This is a genomic window from Arthrobacter sp. FW306-1B-F12A (genome assembly GCF_058781865.1).
In genome coordinates this window covers 1-20,420 of record NZ_JBYSXD010000008.1, presented here as the reverse complement: position 1 = coordinate 20,420, position 20,420 = coordinate 1, and the positions used below count along the sequence as shown (strand labels likewise).

Genomic DNA, 20,420 nt, shown 5'->3' with positions numbered 1-20,420 from the left:
GTCCGCTTCGCGGCGGGATGCCCCGGCCATGAGCTGGATATCTTAGGTGAGAGAGCGATGGGGACATGACTCCAAAGGCGGGAGACGTCGGATCCTGAGTTAGGGGAAGAGGGCCCGGGCTCCTCCAAAGATCTCAGCCATGGTCCAGGCATCGAAGGAGAGCAGCCTCACGGTACCCTCGGCGGTCAGGCTCACGTGCTCGCCGGCCAGGGTCGGGTAAACGCGGGCGGTGAGCGGCTTGCCGTTGGCGAAAATTTCGACGGCGGATCGGTCCACCAGGACGCGCAGGTGCACCCGGCCGTCGGGCATCGGAAGCGGTCCGGACTTGTCGTCGACATCAACGGTTGGATCGAGGCTGCTCTGAGTCCGGTCGAGGCGGAGTGTGCCTTGGCCGTCGCCTTCAGTGGTCCGGCACAGCTCGATCACTGTTTCCTCCTTGGATTTACCGGTGACGCCACCGTCAGCCGATCCCAGCAAGCCCAGTCGCAGCACAGCACCAGGCTCGAGCTGCACATCCAGCTCGAGGTCCAATTGGCTGCCGGAGACACCGGTAGCCACAGGTGCCCCGGTACCCACCAGCTCCTGTCCAGGCAGGCCCACATGGTCCCGGCGCAGCTTCTCGATTTCAGGCACGGGCGCGAACCCCAGGGTTCCGTCGTCGGCCACGGTTGTGACGCGCGGCAAACTCATGACGCCCGACCACCCGGCCTCGATCATCGCGGCGTCGCTGCGGCCCTCCTGAAGCCAACCAAACATGATGCGTCGGCCGGACTCATCCTGGAATGACTGCGGCGCATAGAAGAACCGTCCACCGTAGTCGAGCCGATGCAGCCCGGTGGGCTCGAAGGAGTTTTCCGAATAGCGGCCGGTCCAGTACAGCGGGTGGCGCGTGTCGCCGTTGTCCCATGCGGAAAAGACCAGCACGTCGGGCGCGTCGCCAGAAGTCGGAACCGTACCCAACGATCCCTCGCGTGCCCGGAACAAGTCCACGCATTCCCACATGGTCCCGGTCCAATCGGAATCGGCAGGATCGCCCTGTGAGGCGTCGCCGATGAACAGGGGCCCGACGTATTCCCAGGCGCGCAGATCCTCCGACTCGTACAGGAACGCCGTGCCGCCGCGCCCACGGATGCCCGATCCCACCAGTTGCCGCCAGATGTAACCCTCGCGCCATACGCAGTGATCGCGATACGCCGTGATGTCCACTCCGGCCGGCGGGGCTGCGATGACCGGGTTCTGAGGAATCTTGCTCCAGCTCAGGAGGTCTGCGGATCCGACGGCAACGCAGGGCAACTCCTGCTCGCCCAGCCGTCCCGAGTACACCAAGGTGGGTGTTCCTCCGTCGTTCACCAACACCCCCGACCAGCAGCCGTCGGCGTCCGGACCTGCGGAAGGTTCCAGCGCCACAGGCTGGTCCGTCCAGTGGACGAGGTCGGTGCTGGTGGCGTGGCCCCACTGGATGCGGTGGTGGAAGGCGCCTTCGGGGTTGTACTGGTAGAAGAGGTGATAGGTGCCCTTCCACTGGCTCACGCCGTTGGGGTCGTTCAGCCAACCGGCCGGGGACACGAAATGGAAGCGCGGCCGAAGGGGGTCCGCATCGGCGCGTGCAATCAGTTCGTCCTGGGGGACGGTGCCGAGCGGGTGCGTCGATTCAGTCATGCGGAGGCCTTGCTGTCCGTAGGTTCAGTTGCCAGGGCGTGGCCGCCGGCTCCAGCCTGCGGGCGGTAGAGGTGGCAGCGCACCCAGTGGCGGTTTTCGGGGTTGCCCACACCGTGGCGAACCGGTTCCTCGGCCGAGCAGGCCTGGTTTGGGTCGCCGTCGAAAGCGCAGCTGGTCGAAGCGATCACAGCCTGTCGCAGCTCGGCCCGGCGGACGGGATCGTAGGAGCCCGCCCGGGCCGGATCCGGGACGGCTGAGACCAGCAGTTGCGTATACGGGTGGGCCGGGTTGGCCAGGAGGTCCAAGGACTCGCCCTCTTCAACGAGCTCACCGGCGAACATGACCGCCGTCCGGTCCGCGAGGTATCGGGCCGAAGCGAGGTCGTGTGTGATGTAGAGCATGGAGATTCCCTGCTCATCGCGGAGTTTGCGCATCAGGTTCAGCACGCCGATCCGGACCGAAACATCCAGCATGGAGGTGGGCTCGTCAGCGAGGATGACCTGTGGTTCCACGGCAAGGGCCCGGGCGATCGCGACTCGCTGGCGCTGGCCGCCGGAGAGCTCGTGCGGGTAGGAGTTCAACATGTCGGCCTGCAGGCCCACGGTGGTCATAAGCTCCTCGAGTCGCTGCTGTGTCTCTGTCTCGGAGCTGCCGCCCTTCCGGTGGATCACTAGCGACCTCCGCAGGAAATGCTCCACTCTGTGGGCAGGATTCAGCGAGCCGAAGGGATCCTGAAAGACCATCTGAAGTTGGGAGCGGAACGCTCTCGATGCCTGGAAGCGGTCACGCTTGAGGACGTCGACGCCGTCAAGCAGGATCTCGCCGGAGCTCGGACGTTCCAGCCGGGCAACGCAGCGGGCCAGGGTGCTCTTACCCGACCCAGACTCTCCCACGAGGGCCACGATTTCTCCGCGGCCAATGGTCAGGTCTACGCCGTGCAGGGCCCGGACGGACTCCCGGGAGAACAAACCACCTATTGCAAAAGACTTTCCTAGTCCGCGGACCTCGAGGGCCGTAGCTTCTGTGTCGGCGGAGGGGCGCTGGGATGACAGCACAGCGTGGCTCATCGTGCGGCTCCTTCCAGGACGGCTGCTTCAGCGTCGGCACCAAACGGAGCCACGAAATGGCCGGGTGCTGCTTCGGTGAGGTCGGGGATGTTCCGGAACTTCACGCCGTCGGGCAGTCCGGTCAGCGGAACCCGCGGACCGGTCAGCGGCGGGAACGCCCCCATCAACGCCTGCGTGTAGGGGTGGCGAGGGTTGGCGTAGACGTCCTGGGCTTTCGCGGTCTCCACGATCCGGCCTCCGTACATCACGGCCATGCGGTGCGACAGCTCCACCATGAGGGACATGTCGTGGGTGATGAAGAGGACGGAGAATCCCAGTTCGCGTTGGAGTTCCTTGATTTGGGCCATGATTTCCTGCTGCACCACCACGTCCAGGGCGGTGGTGGGTTCGTCGAGGATCAGGAGGGACGGCTTGAGCGCCACGGCCATCGCGATCACCGCACGCTGGCGCATGCCTCCCGAAAGCTGGTGCGGGTAGGACTTGAGTCGAGCGGAGTCGATCCTGACAAGTTCCAGCAGCTGGCCCGCGCGTCGGAGGGATTCCTTGCGGGAGTAGCCGGCGTGTGTGGTGAAGATGTCCACGATCTGCTCGCCGATGGTGAGCACCGGATTCAGCGAGTTCATGGCCGACTGGAACACCATAGCGACGTCCTGCCAGCGGAAACGCCGCAGTTCCTCCGGGCTCATGGCCAGGACGTCCTTGCCGCCGAAGGAGATGCTGCCGGCGGCGATTTTTGCGGGGTCCTTGAGCAGCCGCATGATCGAGTTGGCGATGGTCGACTTGCCGCAGCCGGACTCGCCCGCCAGCCCGAACACCTCACCGGTGCCGATGCTGAAGGAAACACGGTCGACGGCGGTGGTGGAGCGGGTGTCGCCGATGTACTTGACGGTGAGGTTCTTGACGTCCAGGACGGGCTCGTGGGAGCCGAAGGAAACTTGGGAGACTGTCACTTGGCGGCGCTCCTTTCGGTATTCTTTGGGGTTTTGATCTTCCGCAGCCGCGGATTAGTGACCTCGTCCACGGCGTAGTTGATGAGGGCCAGTGCGAACGCGACCAGCGCGATGCAGACACCCGAGGGAACAAAGACCCACCAGCTGCCGGTCAGTAGGGCTCCCTCGTTGCCGGCCCAGAAGAGGTTGTTGCCCCAGGAAACGGTGCTCACGTCACCCAGGCCAAGGAACTCCAGGCCTGCCTGGGCGCCGATGCCGTAAATCACGCAGCCGAGGAGGGTTCCCATGACGATCGATGCCATGTTCGGCAGGATTTCCCGGAACATGATGCGGCCAGCCCGTTCGCCGGACACCACGGCCGCGGCCACAAAGTCCTTTGAGCGGATGGATAACGCCTGGGAGCGCAATACACGTGCCGACCCAGCCCAGCCGGTGACCACGAGCACCAGGATCACGGTTCCCAAACCCGGCGGCAGGAAAGCTGCCAGGATGACAAGGAGCGGGAGTCCGGGCAGGAGCAGGAAGACGTTGGTCACCAGGGACAGTGCTTCGTCAATGAACTTGCCGAAGTACGCCGACGCCAGGCCCACCAAAATGCCGATGAAGGTGGATGCGAAGCCCACAGTCAACCCGACGAACAGGGAACTGCGGGAGCCATGGACAGTCAGGGCAAGCACGTCCTGGCCTTTGGCCGTGGTGCCGAGCCAGTGCTCGGGAGACGGTTCCAGCGAGGCCATCGCGGTGATCCGCGATGGGTCTCCGGGGAACAGCACGGGGGCCAGCAACGCAAACGCGATGAACACGAGCATCACGATCATGCCCACCAGGGCCTTCTTGTTGGTGATAAGTCCGTGGACGAAACTGCGGTTGGGCTTGCGGGCAGACGTGGGCTCAGTGGGCTGCTTGAGAATTGCGGTTGTCATGATGGATCCCTCAGTTGCTGCGCACACGCGGGTCGAGGCGGACGTAGAGGATGTCCACGAGGAAGTTCGCCAGCAGCACGGCGGCGGTGATGGTCAGGAACAGGCCCTGCATAAGCGGGTAGTCGAGGCCTTGGACGGCGTTGAGGAGTTGGTAGCCGACGCCGGGATACGCGAACACCACCTCGGTGAGCATTGCACCACCCACCACGAAGCCCAGGCTCATGCCGAAGCTCGTGACCGACGGGAGCATGGCGTTCCTTGCCGCGTAGCGGAGCATGATGCGGCCCGGCCGGAGACCCTTGGCCTCGGCCATGGTGATGTAGTCCTCGGCGTTCGTGGCGATCATGGTGTTCCGCATGCCGAGCATCCAGCCGCCGATGGACACCAGGACGATCGTCAGCGCCGGGAGCACAAGGTGAGCACCGACGTCGCCGATGAACTCCCAGGTAAACGCGGGCTCCAGACCATCCGTGAAAGCGTGGCGGATCGGGAACCAGCCCAGGACTACACCGAACAGGTACAGGGCTCCCATGGCCAGCCAGAAGTACGGGAAGGATCCGATGAAGATCAGGAGCGGCGGTAGGGCGGAGTCGATCGCGCCGCCGCGTCGCCAGGCGGCCAGCATGCCGAGGAGATTGCCGATGATGGCGGCGAACACCAGTGCGGTTCCGCCCAGCAAAAGGGTCCAGCCGATCTGGCTGGCGATGACCTCGGTGACCGGGGTGGGGAAACGCGAGATGGAGACACCCATCTGGCCGGTCAGGATGTTGTGCATGTAGTCGACGTACTGTTCCCAGAGCGGCCGCGTATCCACGCCGAGCATCTTGCGCAGGGCTTCGATCTGTTCGGGCTGCATCTTGCCCTGGGTACGGGCGAACATGCGTGAGACGGGGTCTCCCGGCATGAAACGCGGGAGCAGGAAGTTCAGGGTGATGGAGGCCCAGAAGGCGATCAGGTAAAAACCCAGGCGGCGCAGGATGAAGCGCACGGTTGCTCCGTTCGGGAAAGGCGGGGTCCGGGACGACAGTGGTCCCGGGCGGGAAAGATGAAAAGGTTCTCGGCCGGTGGGAACCGGAATATGGCAACTGCAGCCACCGGCCGAGAAGTGGCACCGGCTACTTGCGCGGTTCCAGGGTGGTCAGGACCAGGACCGTGGTGGGGGAGCGGTCAGAGAGCGTTGCGTAGGGGTTGTCCTGAGTGGGCCATCCCGTGAAGTGAACGTCCGTGTAGTCGCCCCATTCGGGGCCGGAGAACAGCGGAACCGTCGGGGCCACCGCTTTGTATTCCGCCTGAAGCTGGTTCGCGATCTGCTTCTGTGCGGTTTCGTCGCCAGCAGAAGCGAACTGCTGCAGGAGATCATCGGCCTTTGGATCGCCGAAACGGTGGTAGTTCTCGGTGGCCTTGGCGCCCACCGGCTTGACGGTGGATGTGCCCATGGTGGAGCTGAAGTACTTGAACGGGCTGGGGTCGTTCGCGCTCCAGACGATGCCGGTGTCGAACGTTCCCTGCTCGTAGCCGGAGACGACGGAGGCCCAGTCAGGGGAGTCCACCTTGGCGGTCACGCCGATGGCCTGGAGGTTCTGGGAGATCACGTTGGCCACGGAGAGCCAGTCGGAGGAGCTGGCGCCCACGGAGATCTTGAACTCGAAAGGCTTGCCGTCCTTGAGGGTGCGCTTGCCGTCCGCGCCCTTGGGGTAGCCGGCGCCGTCGAGCATCTTGTTCGCTTCGTCGACATTCAGCTTGGTCCAAGTGCAGTTGTTCGCCACATCGGCGTTCTTCCAGCTCGCGTAGTTGCCGGAGAGGCCTGTGCAGTCGGCCGGAGTGGCGTACCCGCTCATGCCGATCTTGGTGACCTGGTCACGGTCAACCGCCATGCTCAGGGCCTTGCGCACCGTCGCGTCATTGAACGGCGCCTTGCTGGTGTTCAACTGCCAGTTGATCATGGCGCCCGTCGGCGGGAACCAGAAGTGGCGGTGGTCCTTGTCTTTTGAGATGAAGGTCTTCTCGATGTTCGGGATGAACTGGGTGGACCAGTCCACATCGCCGTTGACGCTGGCCAGGTTGGCGGCATCGTTTCCGGACATCGCCAGCATCTTGATGCCGGCGATCTTCTGCTTGTCAGGCTGCCAGTAGTTCGGGTTCTTCTTCAGCACGAAGGACTGGGACTGGAAGCTGTCCACCTGGGTGTAGGGGCCGGTTCCCACGGGGTTGGCGTTGGTGTCCTTCGCCGGATCGGCGATGGATGACCAGATGTGCTTGGGGAGGATGGGGAGCTGCCCGATCTCATAGAGCGCGGGGGACCAGGGCTTGTTGAAGGTGAATGTCACCTTGTCGGTGCCCGCCGGAGTGACGGAATCCAGGTACTCGAAGCCGCCCTTGAGCTTCTTCTGCAGCTGGAAGGTGTAGGCCACGTCATCGGCGACGAAAGGCTGCCCGTCGGACCACTTCACGCCGTCACGCAGGGTGAAGGTGACGGACTTGCCGTCCTTGGCAGCGTCCCAGGAGGCGCCCAGCCAGGGGACGGTGTTGCCTTTGGCCGGGTTGAAGACCAGTAGGGGTTCGTAGATGGCCTGCTGGACCATGGGGTTCACAGTGGGGGCGAAGGGGTTGAAGTTACGGTCGAAGGTGCTCATGTCCTCACGCGGGATGGTCAGGAAGGCGTTCGCGTTGGCTCCGGCGTCGGTGCCGGCGGACTTGTTGACAGTGGCAGCGCAGCCGGTCAGCAGCATTGCACCCACAGCCAGTCCGGCCGCTGCAATGCGGGCAGACCTCAAGAGTCGGGGTTGTGTCATGATGGGTATCTCTTTCCTATCTTCATCAGCAAGGTGAAGGGGTGGGTAAGGGTTTGCTCTTCGAAACTTGATTTCGCGGTCAGACCGAAGAGCGTTCTAGCAGCGGACAGTCGACCAATTGCTGGTCGGCAGTGATCGGCTGTCCTGCTGTGAGAGCTGCGAGCGTCTGGACTCCCAGTGCGCCCATTTTTTCGAAGGGCAACGCAACCGTGGTCAGTTTTGGCCTGAGGTAGGCCGCGATCAGTTCCTGGTTGTCGAAGCCGATCACGGCGATGTCCCCGGGGATGGTCAATCCCCGTTCCTTGATGGCGTCATAAGCGCCCATCGCCATGCGGTCATTGAGGCAGAACAGTGCGGTCGGCCTGTCCTGCTGGGGGTAACGATCCAGGATTTGGCACGCCGCCTCGTAGCCTCCATCCGCCGTCGCATGCCCGGACACCACCAGCTCCGGATCCAGTTCGAGCCCGGCGCCGGCGAGTGCTTCGCGGGCACCCTCCAAACGCCCGACGGCCGCGGGAATGTGCGGGTCCAGGTTGATGACTCCGATCCTGCTGTGGCCGGCCCGGAGCAAACGATCGACGGCAACCCTGCCGCCCCCGCGCTCGTCCGGGACGATCGAGGGCAGTTTCCCGTCCGCGTCGAAACAATTGATCAGGACAGTGGGAACCTCGTGGGCGCTTTCCGGAACATGTACCCCGCGGTGGTATGTTGCCGCGTACAAAAGTCCTTCCACTCGTTGTTCCAGCAGCTTTTCCGTTGCTGCATCTTCCAGGCCTTGGTTGGGTCCTACGGCATCGGCCTGGTCGGAAGGCGCGATGAGCAGGAACCGGTGGTCAAGCCAGGCTTGATCCTGGGCGCCCTTGATGATGTCCACCGCAAACGGGGCCGTCACGATCTCGGTGACGAGTCCGTACCAATCACTGCGTTGGGAAGCCAGTGCGCGCGCTCCGGCATTCGGGCGGTAACCCAATGCCTGGACGGCGTCGTTGATGCGGATGCGCGTTTCCTCAGAAATGCTGGCGTTTTCGCGGTTGTTCAGCACGAACGAGACCGCCGTCCGGGAGACACCGGCGTGCTGGGCGACATCACTCATGGTGACACCCCGCTGCCGCACAGCCGCGGCTTTCTGGGGGGTGGTGGTTTTCGCCATTGAATGCTCCGTGTCTTCGTTGATCCTGCGCGCAGTACCAAGGGTTCGGTCTGAGGTCGTATCGCAATCGTTGGCAAGTAACGCGAGTTACCTTCAGCGGTGTGATTGAGGTTACACGCGTTACCTCGTAGCTGTCAACGGCTTCCACCGGCATGCGGGCAGTTGGTTCACGATCGCTTGAGCCAGGCCGGGCGTCGGAGGATTTGACTGTTGACTTGTCCGGTGGACAAGCCGTAGGTTCCCTTTTTGACAACGTTGTCTTCGTTCGGTGGATCTGACGCAAGTGCAGCATTTGAGTCGATCAATGCCCCCACACAACTAGCCGAGCGACAACCGGCATTACCTGCCTGTCACTGTCGACACGAAAGGTGAATACGTGCGCCGCACACATTCCGGTCCCGGTCTGACACCCGGACCAAAATCAAAAAAACGCCTCAACGCCCTGATCCTCGCCGCCGCTATGACCGCTGGCAGCGCCCTTCCGCTGTCCGCCCCGGCCCTGGCCGCGGACACCTCCGGGGCGGCCGCTACGGCTTCCGGCGCGGTCGGAACTTCCGCGCCCTACTCCGAGACATACCGACCCCAGTTCCACTTCAGCCCGGCGACGAACTGGATGAACGACCCGAACGGCCTGGTCTACTACCAAGGCGAATACCACATGTTCTTCCAGTACAACCCCTCGGGGGACACCTGGGGCAACATGTCCTGGGGCCACGCCGTCAGCACGGACTTGGTGCACTGGACGCAGCTCCCGCTCGCCATTCCGCAGGACGACAAAAACATGATCTTCTCGGGCAGTGCTGTCATCGATAAAGACAACACGACGGGCTTTGGCCAGCCGGGCAACCCCGCCATGGTGGCAATCTATACTGCCGCCGACAAGGCTACCGGGAAGCAGTCCCAAGCACTCGCCTACAGCACGGACAAAGGCCGGACGTTCACCAAATACAATTCCGGGAACCCGGTGCTGGACATCGGGTCAAACAATTTCAGGGACCCGAAAGTTTTCTGGTACGAGGCCGGACACGAGTGGCTAATGTCAGCCGTGTTGTCCGACCAGCACAAGGTGACTTTTTACAGTTCTCCAGACCTGAAAACCTGGAAGCATCTGAGCGATTTCGGGCCTGCAGGCGCCACAGGCGGCGCCTGGGAATGTCCTGACCTGTTCCCCCTGCCGGATCCCGCCAACCCAGGCAAACAGAAGTGGGTACTGACGGTCAACCTCAACCCGGGAGGGATCGCAGGAGGTTCGGGCGTCCAATATTTCACGGGAAGTTTCGACGGCACCAAGTTCACCTCGGATGACAAACCCTATGTCCCCCCGGCCGGGACATCTTTGGGAAACTTCGATAACGGTACTTACGATGGCTGGCAAACCACCGGGACAGCCTTCGGCACCGCCCCGGCCACAGGAAGCCTGCCGGGCCAGTCCGGCGTTACAGGCTTTGAAGGAACCGGCTTCGTCAACAGCTTCAACGGCGGTGACGGCCCCACCGGAACGCTCAGTTCCCAGACCTTCACCATCAACAAATCCCACCTGAATTTCCTCGTCGGCGGCGGCAACCACCCTTACGCCGCCGACACCGTCCCGCTCGGCACCCTGCCGGCCGGGACCGTGTTCAACGACTTCTCCGGGGCCACCTACGGGGCCGGCTGGACCGCCACCGGTTCCTTCGCCAGCTCGGGGCCCTCGACCGAGAGCTTGCCCAACCAGCTCGGCCCGAAGGTGCTGGACACCTACGCGCCCCAAGGCGAGACCGGCACCGGCACCATCACCTCCCCGACGTTCACGGTCAACAGCCCGTATATCGACCTGCAGGTCGCTGGCGGCAACCACCCCTGGGGCCAATCGAACCCGACCGCGGTCAACCTGATCGTCGGCGGCAAGGTCGTCGCCACCACCACGGGCCCCAACAGCCCTGACCTGACGTGGACGAACTGGGACATGAGCAAGTACCAAGGCCAGCAGGCCCAGATCCAGGTCGTGGACCAGAACGACGGATCCACCGGCTGGGGCCATCTCATGGTGGGCGACATAGTCTTCGCCAACGCCCCGGCCAAGCCCTGGGACACTCAGACCTCCGTCAATCTCGTCGTCGACGGCAAGGTGGTGCGCTCCGCCACGGGCGCAAACAGCGAGAACCTGGACTGGGCGTCGTGGGACCTGAGCGACCTGATGGGCAAGCAGGCGCAGATCCAGGTCGTAGACCACAACACCGGCGGCTGGGGACACATCCTGGCCGACGACTTCACGCTCTCAGACACGGCGGCACAATCCGCAGTCCAACGCGCTCACTGGGTCGACTACGGCAGGGACAACTACGCCGGTGTCACCTTCAATGACGCCCCTGGCGGCAAGCGGATCATGATCGGCTGGATGAACAACTGGGACTATGGAGGATCCATTCCCACCTCACCGTGGCGCAGCGCCATGACCGTCCCGCGGGAGCTGTCCCTCCAAACCGTCGACGGCGCACCCCGCCTGGTGCAGACACCGGTCAACCAACTCAACCAGCTCACTACGGGGCCGTCAGTCCACAAGGAGAACATGTCCGTCCCTGCCGGAAGCACCGTCCTGCCGGCCACAGGGAAGGCGCTCGACATTACGGCGTCCTTCACTGCCGGTACTGCAAGCTCCTACGGACTGAAAGTCCGCACCGGGTCCGGCCAGGAAACACTCATCGGCTATGACAACAAGTCCGGACAGGCCTACATTGACCGGACCAAGTCCGGCGCCGTGGGATTCAACCCCAGCTTCCCCGGAGTCCAGACCGCGCCGCTCACGACAAGCGGAGGAACGGTCAAACTCCGGATCCTGGTTGACTGGTCCTCGGTCGAAGTCTTCGCCGACGACGGGAAAATCGTCCTGACAGACCAGATCTTCCCGGACCCGTCCAGCCAAGGCATCGAAGCTTTCGCCAACGGAGGAAACGCTGTTCTCACTTCTCTGGACGTCAAGCAGATGAAGTCGGCCTGGCAATAACCGGACGCCCCATCGCATTGATCAGACCGCGGCGCCCGCAACTTCACCGTTGTGGGCGCCGTAGCTGTCCGCCCCTGAATCATGCACGTACCGGGGCAATTATGCTGGGCCAGGAGAGCAGCCAGCTGACCGTCATCCTGAGGAGCCAGGCTCTGTTCGTTCCTGCCTCTGCGCGCTTTTCGGCCTTGGCCAGGCCCTAAACCATTGGATGAAGCCAGGTCAGGACGGAGCCGTCTTCTTCGATGTGCTCGGCGAGTTCGGCGTTGAATTTCCGGCCGTATTCCGCTCTGATGTGTTCCTCGAAGGCTGCCTGGTCACGGTAGACCTCGAACACGAAGTATTCCCGCGGGTTGGTTTCGCGGGTGTAGGGAAGGAACATGACGTTCCCGGGCTCCCGGCGGACGTGGACGGTGAGCTCGGCCATCATTTCGGCCACCCTGGCTTCGCTGCCTGGCCTGACGGTGAATTCCGCATACAGTGTTTTGGTCATGTCGGGTCCTTTGCTTGGTTGGTGTCGGGTTGTTCCGAAGTCTTGGCTGCTAGGTCAGCGGCAGGATCTCGCCGGATCCCCTGGGGATCAGTTCCGACGGGACGATGTAGGTTTTCGGGGCGCCGTCGTCACCATCGATTCTGGCAAGGATCCGCTCCGCGGCGGTCTTGCCGATGCGCTCAGGGTGCTGGGCAATGACGGTGATCCCGGGTTCCATCATGTCGGCCAGGGTGAAGTCGTCAAATCCGATCAGGGCAACGCTGTGGTGCAACCCGAGGGACTTCAGCGCGCGCATGGCACCGAAGGTGACCAGGTTCTGGCTCGAGAAGATCGCCGTGGGAGGGTTCTCCGAGGTGAGCAGCTCGAGCGCTGCCCGGAGGGCGGTCTCCTCGTCGTGAAGTCCGTTGCGCACCGGGATGGTCGAGGTTGCAATGCCGGCCCTGCCGATTTCCTCCAGGAACCCCGTGCGGCGTTTCGTTGCGGTCTGGATGTCGGTGCGGTCTCCGAGGTAGGCCAGTCTGGTGTGGCCGTGTCGGATGAGGTGTGCGGCCGCCTTCGCGGCGCCCACCTCGTTGTCCGTGACGACCGCGTCAGCTTCTATGCCTACCGGCTCGCGGTCGATGAACACCATGGGCAGGTTCCGTGAGTGTTCCGGGATGACGTAGGCCTGGCTTCTGGCGATCGGGGTCAGCACTAGTCCGTCCACCCGACGGCCCAGGAAAGCGGAAATCAGCTTTTTCTCCCGGTCGGGATCGTCGTCCAGGCTTGAGGCGAAAACGGCGATTCCCCGTTCAGCCAGTGCGTCTTCCAGTGCCCTGTGGATCTCCCCGCTGAAGGGGTTGGACACACTGGGAAGCAACAACCCGATGGACTGCGTTTTGCGTCCGGACCGTTTCAGGCTGCCCGCGGTGATATCCAGGTGATACTGCAGCTGTTCCGAAGCCCTGAGCACCCGCTGGCGTGTTTCCTCCGAAACCCCGGGTTCGTTGTTCACGACTCTCGAGACCGTCTTGATGCCAACTCCAGCGAGATCCGCGACGTTTTTCATCGTCGGAGGCCTTCGCCCGGAATCGGATTGGTAACGATTAGACACCGTTGTCAACGAACTGCTCCTCATCATCGATTAACACTTGACTCCACAGTGTGAGCTTGGTTACATGATACATGACATCGTTGTCTAGCGCCGGAAGGGCGCCACAAACACAGGAGTTTCAATGTTGAGTTCCAAAGCCCCGAGGTCGGCCGCGACCCGCCTTCTTGCCGCCGGCGCAGTCCTGACCCTCGGCGCACTTAGCTTGACCGCCTGCGGAGGCAGTTCCTCCAGCTCGTCGTCCAGCGGAGGCGCCGCAGGAAAGATCGGCGTCTCGCTGATCGTGAAGACCACCTCCAACCCGTACTTCGTCGCCATGGAAGACGGTGCGAAGAAAGCGGCCGAGGGCGGAAACATCGACCTGAAGCTTGCCGCCGGCAAGTCCGACGGCGACGAGGACACCCAGATCCAGGCCATCGAAAACGCTATCTCCAAGGGCGACAAGGGCATCCTGATCACCCCGAACGGTCCCGCCGTCGTCGATGCGATCAAGAAGGCCCGTGACGCGGGGTTGTATGTGATCGCCCTGGACACCCCGCCGGACCCGGCGAGTGCCGTGGACATCACCTTCGCGACGGACAACTTCGCCGCGGGCAAGCAGATCGGTCAGTGGACTGCAGCGCAGCTCGACGGCAAGAAGGCCACCATCGCCTTGGTCGACTTGTTCAGCGACAAGGTCGTCTCCGTTGACTACAACCGCGACCAGGGGTTCCTGACCGGCCTGGGTATCGACACCGCCGACAAGACCAAGAACGGCGATGAGGCGAAGACTGGCAAGTACACCGGCGGTAAGGGCGGAGACTACGAGATCGTAGGCAACCAGGCATCCCAGGGCGCCGAGGACGGCGGCCGGACCGCGATGGAAACCCTGCTGTCGAAGAACCCGAACGTCAACGTCGTCTACACGATCAATGAGCCGGCCGCGGCAGGCGCCTACGAGGCGTTGAAGGCCGCGGGCAAGGAAAAGGGCGTGCTGGTCGTCTCCATCGACGGTGGCTGCACCGGCGTGAACAACGTCAAGGCCGGCATCATCGGCGCCACCGCGCAGCAGTACCCGGTGAAGATGGCCCAGCTCGGTGTCCAGGCGATCCAGGACCTGGCCACCTCAGGCAAGAAGCCCACGGTCTCCGCGGGCCTGGACTTCTTCAACACCGGCTCCGCACTCGTCACGGACAAGGCAGTTTCGGGACTGCAGAGCATCGACACCACGGCTGCTTCCCAGATCTGCTGGGGCAAGTAAAGCCTCCCCTCTGCGGGGAGCCGTGCCAAGGCGTCTCCCCGCAGCACACCCAGCACGACAACAGTCATAGAACATTGAAGTTCAGGAGCTATTCAAGTGACCCAGCAACAGACCGCCGGCCCGCCGAGCGCCGGGCATGCTGACCTGGCCGAGGAATTCCTCGACCGCCAGACCCCTCTCAGCAGAATCCGTAACATTCTCCACCGCTACCCGGCCCTCAGCCCCGCCATTGTCCTGCTGATCGCGGTGGTAGTCTTCGGGATCCTCAATGAGCGCTTCCTGCGGGTGGAGAACCTGTCGCTCATCACGCAGCAGGTCGCGGTGGTGGGCACCCTCGCGATCGCCCAGACCCTGATCATCCTGACAGCCGGCATTGACCTCTCGGTCGGGGCGGTCATGATCCTGTCCTCGATGGTGATCGCCCAGCTTGCAGTCGGCAACGGCATCCCCGGGCCGCTCGCCCTCATTGCAGGTCTCGCCGTCGGTCTGGCTGCCGGGGCTCTCAACGGCTTCCTGGTGACCAGATTCCGGCTCCCGCCGTTCATCGTCACCCTCGGAACGCTGAACATTTTCGTCGCCCTGACGCTCCTTTACTCCGGCGGCAGCACCGTGCGCGGATCCGCGATGCCGCCGGTGCTCACCTGGCTGGGAAGCACGTTCCCGATCGGACCCGTCCGCATCTCCACCGGAGTCGTGATGATGATCCTGCTCTACGTCGTCGTCGCCTTCATTCTGGGCAAGACCGCCTGGGGACGGCACGTCTACGCGGTCGGCGATGACAAGGAAGCGGCCCGTCTTGCCGGTATTCCCGTCAGCCGGGTCCTCATGAGCGTCTACCTTGCCGCGGGCGCAGTTCTTGCCGTAGGCGCCTGGATCCAGATCGGCCGCACTAATGCCGCCAGCCCGAACGCCGGGGTCGATCTGAACCTGGACTCCATCACCGCCGTCGTGATCGGTGGAACCAGCCTCTTCGGCGGACGTGGCTCCATCTGGGGTTCACTGCTTGGCGCATTGATCGTCGGCATCTTCCGCAACGGCCTCTCACTCGCAGGCCTGGACGTCCTCTACCAGACTCTCGCCGTCGGCATCCTGATCATCGTTGCCGTGTCTATCGACCAGTGGATCCGAAAGGTCAAGTCATGACCATGACAGAATTTTCAGCCTCCCACACCGCCACCCGCGAACCCATCCTCAAAGCCAGGAACCTCGTCAAGACCTTCGGCCGCGTCGTTGGACTCGACGGTGTCAGCCTGGACCTGTACCCGGGCGAAGTCCTGGCCGTCATCGGCGACAACGGCGCCGGCAAGTCCACGCTCATCAAATGCCTGACTGGCGCCGAAATCCCCGACACCGGGGAACTCTATGTCTCCGGACAGCAGGTGCACTTCAAACGCCCGCAGGACGCCCGGGTCCACGGCATCGAAACCGTCTACCAGAACCTGGCTGTCTCCCCGGCACTTGATGTCGCCTCGAACCTGTTCCTCGGCCGTGAAGAGCGCCTCCCCGGCCTACTGGGAAGCGTGTTCCGGATGCTCGATACCAAAGGCATGCGCAGGAAAGCCAAGGAAGAACTGACACGCCTGGGCATCTCCACCCTGCAAGACGTCACAGTGCCGGTCGAGAACCTCTCCGGCGGCCAGCGCCAGGCCGTCGCCGTTGCCCGCGCGGCTGCCTTCGGCTCCAAGGTCGTCGTCCTTGACGAACCGACCGCCGCCCTGGGCGTCCGCGAATCAAACCAGGTCCTCCAGCTCGTCCGCGACCTGCGCGACCGCGGCCTTCCGGTCATCCTGATCAGCCACAACATGCCACACGTGTTCGATGTGGCAGACCGGATCCACATCCAGCGCCTGGGCAAGTGCGCGGCCACCATCACCCCGCAGTCCCACAGCATGACCGACGCCGTCGCGATCATGACCGGCGCAGCCAAGGCCTGACAGGGCCGATCGGCGCTTCCCGCTCCCTCGGGGCCCCTTCTCCGTCCGCGGACCTGCCAACAGGTCCGTGGACGGATCCATCCCGGGGCTCCCACCAACGGCAATCCGAAGAAAGAACCACGATGCACAAGCTCCAACCGGCCGCCCCCGCCCACGACCAGATGGACGTCATCGTTATCGGCGAAGCCCTGATCGACGTCGTCAACGGCCCCGAAGGATCCATCAGCTATCCAGGCGGGTCCCCGGCAAATGTCGCCTACGGCCTTGGCCGGCTCGGCATCCCGACCGGGCTGCTCACAGCGATCGGCGACGACGAACACGGCACCGCCATCACCAACCACCTCCACAGCGCAGGCGTCCGGCTTCTTCCCGGATCCATTTCCCTTGAACGGACAGCAACCGCCACCGCCACCTTGGCCGCCGATGGCTCCGCCAGCTACGAGTTCGACATCGCCTGGCAGCTGGCACCTGTGGCGCCGGCCATGATCCCGAAAGTTCTCCACACGGGCTCGATCGCCACGTTTCTCGCGCCAGGAGCCGCCACAGTCCGCACCCTCCTCGAGCAATGCCACCAATCATGCCTAGTCACATACGACCCCAACATCCGCCCGGCTCTCCTCGGCAGTCACTCCGAGGCGCAGTCAGTCTTCGAGGACCTGCTCCCGCTCACGGACGTCGTGAAACTCAGCGACGAAGATGCACGCTGGCTGTACCCCGCATCCTCCCTGGACGAGGTCCTCTCCCATCTGCTGGAACAGGGCGCGCGCCTGGCCGTCATCACCATGGGCGCAGAGGGCGCCCTGCTGGCCACACCCGATGCCCGGTTCAGCATCCCATCCGTGAAGACCAAGGTTGCCGACACCATCGGGGCAGGCGACGCCTACATGGCCGCACTCATCTTTGAACTGCTGACCCGGGGCGACGAGGCGTTTACGCCGCCCGGGCTCGAAGCCATTGGGCAGACCGCGTCGATGGCCGCCGCAATCACAGTGAGCCGTCCAGGCGCCAACCCGCCTACCGCCGAAGAGTTGCAGACGCGTCTGGCAGGCCCTCGGCGACGTCGGCACACCGTCGCCTATTCCTGAGCGGCCGTCGCCCGATCTCGGGCTGTCAGTTCCACGCACCGCCGTCCATTTGTGTGCGCTCATTCAGTCCAAGAAGCGGGACCTTCAACGACGCTAATGCTCTTCATGTTCCTGCGCTGCGACGGAAGCCACAGCTGAGAGTCCGGGGCATTGGCCACGATTCAGCTCGTAAAGGTCACGCTCTCAAAGTCGGCGCTCCAGGAGCGCGCCGCCAGATCCTTTTGCGGCAATCCCAGCGAGAGCTCCAGTGAAACGCAAGAGCCCGGCATGGGTCGTCGCTGATGAAGCTGATATCCAGTAGGCCCCGAGCCGGGTCCATCTTTCCCGTCGAGCGAGGCGGCAGCTCGGAAGGTGGACCCGTCGAATTTCGATTTGGAAGTGCACGGGTCCGTCCTGTCCGGGGTCCAGGATCAGGCCGGACCAATACTCGCCGTGTTTGTCTCGGCGTTCTCATCCCGTCACGCCGATGTGGTTGGTGTCCAGGGTGATGCAGCCACCCCCGGTACCCGTGGCTCGTATCCACGGACCCGCAGCCTCGCTACCTCTCCTTTGAGCCGCGGGGAAATTGGTCCCCGGCTGTGGACAGGGAACAGGCCATCCGAGGAGGCAGAAGCGATAGTCCGCTGGCGGCGCTAGTGCTTCCACAGTCCGTTGCGCACGCGCGCTACCAACAGCGTTGCTCCGGGTGTTGGCTTAGCTCTGACCGGATGCGTGCTCTATGCAATACGGTGTCCAAGGCCTTGCCTCCAGGCGACCCTCCGCGATGGGCTTGACGCACACTGCGCACAGTCCGTAACTCCCGTTGGCAATCCGTAGCAAAGCGGCCTCGATCTGTTCCAGGCCCACCCGGCTCTGCTCCATGAGTGCGGAAGCCTGGGAAAGTTCGAAAGCGATCGTGCTCCCTTCCGGATCGTGTTCGTCGTCGACGTTCGCGTCCTGCCTGGCGACGTTTACCGAAGTGATGTCCCCAAGGAGGGCTTTCAAGAGCGCAACCTTGCGGTCACGTTCCTCCTCAAGGAGTACTCGGAACCGCTTCGCATCGACCATGGGACGAAAGGCTACCGCACAGTTGAGCTTGAGTGGGCCAGTCCGCGAGCTCGTGGGACCGCTCTGGCAACTGGGAGCACCGCGAATCGGCAGCGCACAGCCGCCCAGGAATGCCCAACGTGTGGTCGATTGTAGGCCGTGACGCCTACTGCGGGTCGCGCCGGACTTCCGCTAGAGTCCATCCGAGGGCTGGACCGGGTTTGCTGGCGATGTCGGTGAGGATCTGGACGTAATCCTCGTGGTCGAAGCTGAAGGGCAGCGCAAACGCCACCTCGTCGACTTCCTGGAATCCTGCGTGTGCGTATAGCTGCTCGGCGATCTCGTCGCTGGTACCGATCAGATCCGCGGCGAACAGCATGCCCCTTGCCCCCTGCGGCGCCCGTGTGCGGGGAGTTCGTTCGTCAACATACCACTGGTATTTCTCCCGCTGACCCGGCGAAGCCAAATCAGTTGGGATCACCACCAGGCCCTGCGACACACCGGGGACACCCGATCGGTGACGCCGGCACGTACCCCGATGGTACATTTCCCGCCGGCGTCCTGATGACCGCCCCGCCGGGCGAGGTCAAGAGCGCGCTGCCGCTGGAGTCCGAGTTCGGCGTGTTCGAGGCGCCCTTGGAGGATTACGACGTCGTGGAGCTGACCCGCTTCGCCCGGCCCCCTGATGCGGGGCCGGGTGGCGTTCGGCGATTGTTTCGCTGCGCCAGTGCCCGGCGCAGGGTGACCAGGCATTGGCGCGTTACCTTGACCCCGGTCCATCATCCTTGGGCCGTTTGCCGGGAAGCAGCAGGGCACAGATCTTTTTGACGACGTGGAGCGGTGTGGGCGCCGGACGCCAGCTGGAAACAGCGCCCGGCCGCGTCATGGCGTCCGGCCGGACGGTGACCGCCCGCTCTACGTTGGGTCCGCCGGGGTTTGGGCGCTGCTGTTGAGGATGTAGTCGGTTGCTGCTGGTCCGGTCATGCGCAGGCTCGGGAACGTCCAGCCCTTTCCGGTCTTTTCCGGGCGAAGGCCCGCGAGGCGGAGCGCGGTGCGGAAAGCCTGGTCGGGCACGGCGACTCTCCGGTTCAAGGAACACCAGCTGACGTAAAGCCCATAGAACGCGTCGGCGTTGATCCCTGAATCGCTCGCGTCGTTAACAATGCAGTCCCGAAGGAACTGGCTGATCTGTGAAGGGGTCATTCTGTGCTCCTGGGAATTTAGGGTTGGATTCCGTAGATGAATTCCTTGGCGTGGGCGACGGCTTTTCTGAAGGCGTCGTTGCGGAGGGTGACTTGCCCGGGGTTTTTGGGGTCGGTTTCGAGGTAGTTCGTGTAGCCGGGCCGCAGGACCCAGATGTCACCGGACGGGGGGAGGTAGAAGACCCCGAAGGAACGGTGCTGGGGATCCTCGGTCCAGATGGGGACGACCGCGACCGCGGCACCGGTGTCCGGGTTGATCCATTGGGCTCGTGGCATGGGTTGTTCGTGGGTTTCCGGGTCCAGGAACGGCGCTGTTCCTTTGCCCCACCGCTTTTCGAAGCGTTCGTAGAAGGCGGGCATCAACTGGTTGTCGTAGGGTCGCCAGGCACTCATGGAAGCTCCTTGGGATTGCGTGGATTTCCGGCTCTCTCAACGTCGGATCCATCGGATCAGCGTGTAGCCGGTTGGCGGATATGACGGTTCCCGGGCCGGCATTCCCGGGTACCGTCCGGAGGGCGGCTCCCAGATGACCGGTCCGATCAGCAGCGACGCGGCGGGAAGCAACTGCCCTGGGATACGCACGGAGGCGGCGTCGGGCCGCTGCGGCTTGGCGTTCGCGGCTGGACGCGGGTGCTCCCGGTCGTAGGCGGCCCGCTTTTCCGGGTTGCCGAGGATGGCGTAGGCGGCCATGATGTCCCGGAGCTCTTCCTGTAATTGCTGTTCCGCCAGGCTGGGGTGTTCACGGGGTGCATGGGCCGGCCGGGTGTCGGGGTGCAGGCCGCGCATGAGGGTGCGGTAGGCGCGGGTTACCTCGCGGGCCGTGGCGGTG

The 20,420-nt window shown here is 63.7% G+C and carries 19 protein-coding genes and 1 pseudogene; 5 read left to right on the top strand and 15 right to left on the bottom strand.

The genetic code is table 11. The features are described 5' to 3' along the window. Positions 1-99 precede the first annotated feature (99 nt). The 7 genes from AC3WJU_RS06230 to AC3WJU_RS06200 form a co-directional block, all read right to left on the bottom strand. Positions 100-1,659 carry a glycoside hydrolase family 32 protein gene (locus AC3WJU_RS06230; RefSeq protein WP_492259447.1) on the bottom strand — a complete coding sequence of 520 codons (1,560 nt, stop codon included), beginning with the start codon at positions 1,657-1,659 and terminating at the stop codon, positions 100-102. Next, positions 1,656-2,726: an ATP-binding cassette domain-containing protein gene (locus AC3WJU_RS06225; protein WP_492259446.1), complete on the bottom strand. Its 1,071-nt coding sequence runs from the start codon at positions 2,724-2,726 to the stop codon at positions 1,656-1,658. The genes AC3WJU_RS06230 and AC3WJU_RS06225 overlap by 4 nt, the downstream gene beginning before the upstream one ends. Continuing rightward, on the bottom strand, positions 2,723-3,676 hold the full coding sequence (locus AC3WJU_RS06220) for an ABC transporter ATP-binding protein (RefSeq protein WP_059389030.1): 954 nt from the start codon (positions 3,674-3,676) through the stop codon (positions 2,723-2,725). The genes AC3WJU_RS06225 and AC3WJU_RS06220 overlap by 4 nt, the downstream gene beginning before the upstream one ends. Further along, on the bottom strand, positions 3,673-4,599 hold the full coding sequence (locus AC3WJU_RS06215) for an ABC transporter permease (RefSeq protein WP_492259445.1): 927 nt from the start codon (positions 4,597-4,599) through the stop codon (positions 3,673-3,675). The genes AC3WJU_RS06220 and AC3WJU_RS06215 overlap by 4 nt, the downstream gene beginning before the upstream one ends. Positions 4,600-4,609: 10 nt before the next feature. Beyond that, a complete protein-coding gene (locus AC3WJU_RS06210; RefSeq protein ID WP_284991714.1) occupies positions 4,610-5,587 on the bottom strand; it encodes an ABC transporter permease in 978 nt (325 codons plus the stop codon). Positions 5,588-5,714: 127 nt separating this feature from the next. Next, positions 5,715-7,391: an ABC transporter substrate-binding protein gene (locus AC3WJU_RS06205; RefSeq protein ID WP_492259444.1), complete on the bottom strand. Its 1,677-nt coding sequence runs from the start codon at positions 7,389-7,391 to the stop codon at positions 5,715-5,717. Positions 7,392-7,470: 79 nt separating this feature from the next. Then, positions 7,471-8,541 carry a LacI family DNA-binding transcriptional regulator gene (locus tag AC3WJU_RS06200; RefSeq protein ID WP_059389026.1) on the bottom strand — a complete coding sequence of 357 codons (1,071 nt, stop codon included), beginning with the start codon at positions 8,539-8,541 and terminating at the stop codon, positions 7,471-7,473. Positions 8,542-8,917: 376 nt separating this feature from the next. Here AC3WJU_RS06200 and AC3WJU_RS06195 point away from each other — a divergent pair, with 376 nt between their 5' ends. Beyond that, on the top strand, positions 8,918-11,524 hold the full coding sequence (locus AC3WJU_RS06195; RefSeq protein ID WP_492259443.1) for a GH32 C-terminal domain-containing protein: 2,607 nt from the start codon (positions 8,918-8,920) through the stop codon (positions 11,522-11,524). Between the two features lie 196 nt (positions 11,525-11,720). Here AC3WJU_RS06195 and AC3WJU_RS06190 read toward each other — a convergent pair whose 3' ends face one another. Beyond that, positions 11,721-12,014, bottom strand: coding sequence for a putative quinol monooxygenase (locus tag AC3WJU_RS06190; RefSeq protein WP_284991718.1), 294 nt, complete (start codon positions 12,012-12,014; stop codon positions 11,721-11,723). Between the two features lie 49 nt (positions 12,015-12,063). Beyond that, a complete protein-coding gene (locus AC3WJU_RS06185; RefSeq protein WP_307053379.1) occupies positions 12,064-13,062 on the bottom strand; it encodes a LacI family DNA-binding transcriptional regulator in 999 nt (332 codons plus the stop codon). Between the two features lie 166 nt (positions 13,063-13,228). On the opposite strand from AC3WJU_RS06185, the gene AC3WJU_RS06180 reads away from it, so the two are divergent. The 4 genes from AC3WJU_RS06180 to AC3WJU_RS06165 all read left to right on the top strand — a co-directional run bounded on the left by AC3WJU_RS06180 (position 13,229) and on the right by AC3WJU_RS06165 (position 17,363). Then, a complete protein-coding gene (locus AC3WJU_RS06180) occupies positions 13,229-14,344 on the top strand; it encodes a substrate-binding domain-containing protein (RefSeq protein WP_284991720.1) in 1,116 nt (371 codons plus the stop codon). A 96-nt stretch (positions 14,345-14,440) separates the two neighbouring features. Next, positions 14,441-15,487 (top strand): ABC transporter permease, encoded by a 1,047-nt coding sequence (locus AC3WJU_RS06175; RefSeq protein WP_441438032.1) that lies wholly within the window; start codon positions 14,441-14,443, stop codon positions 15,485-15,487. Continuing rightward, positions 15,484-16,278 (top strand): ATP-binding cassette domain-containing protein, encoded by a 795-nt coding sequence (locus AC3WJU_RS06170; protein WP_284984946.1) that lies wholly within the window; start codon positions 15,484-15,486, stop codon positions 16,276-16,278. The genes AC3WJU_RS06175 and AC3WJU_RS06170 overlap by 4 nt, the downstream gene beginning before the upstream one ends. A gap of 122 nt (positions 16,279-16,400) precedes the next feature. Continuing rightward, complete coding sequence (locus tag AC3WJU_RS06165) at positions 16,401-17,363, top strand: carbohydrate kinase family protein (protein ID WP_492259442.1); 963 nt, start codon at positions 16,401-16,403, stop codon at positions 17,361-17,363. 693 nt (positions 17,364-18,056) lie between these two features. On the opposite strand, the gene AC3WJU_RS06160 is transcribed toward AC3WJU_RS06165, so the two are convergent. The 6 genes and pseudogenes from AC3WJU_RS06160 to AC3WJU_RS06135 all read right to left on the bottom strand — a co-directional run. After that, positions 18,057-18,410 carry a TraR/DksA family transcriptional regulator gene (locus AC3WJU_RS06160; protein ID WP_492259441.1) on the bottom strand — a complete coding sequence of 118 codons (354 nt, stop codon included), beginning with the start codon at positions 18,408-18,410 and terminating at the stop codon, positions 18,057-18,059. Positions 18,411-18,555: 145 nt separating this feature from the next. Then, positions 18,556-18,888: pseudogene (locus AC3WJU_RS06155) on the bottom strand (LLM class flavin-dependent oxidoreductase); the annotation flags it as partial. Then, a complete protein-coding gene (locus AC3WJU_RS06150) occupies positions 18,867-19,142 on the bottom strand; it encodes a hypothetical protein (protein WP_492259440.1) in 276 nt (91 codons plus the stop codon). The gene AC3WJU_RS06150 and the pseudogene AC3WJU_RS06155, both read right to left, overlap by 22 nt. Positions 19,143-19,304: 162 nt before the next feature. Continuing rightward, positions 19,305-19,592 (bottom strand): hypothetical protein, encoded by a 288-nt coding sequence (locus tag AC3WJU_RS06145; protein WP_492259439.1) that lies wholly within the window; start codon positions 19,590-19,592, stop codon positions 19,305-19,307. Between the two features lie 17 nt (positions 19,593-19,609). Further along, complete coding sequence (locus tag AC3WJU_RS06140) at positions 19,610-19,984, bottom strand: hypothetical protein (protein WP_306961475.1); 375 nt, start codon at positions 19,982-19,984, stop codon at positions 19,610-19,612. A gap of 36 nt (positions 19,985-20,020) precedes the next feature. Further along, a partial coding sequence (locus tag AC3WJU_RS06135) for a DnaJ domain-containing protein (protein WP_492259438.1) occupies positions 20,021-20,420 on the bottom strand: 400 nt, incomplete at its 5' end.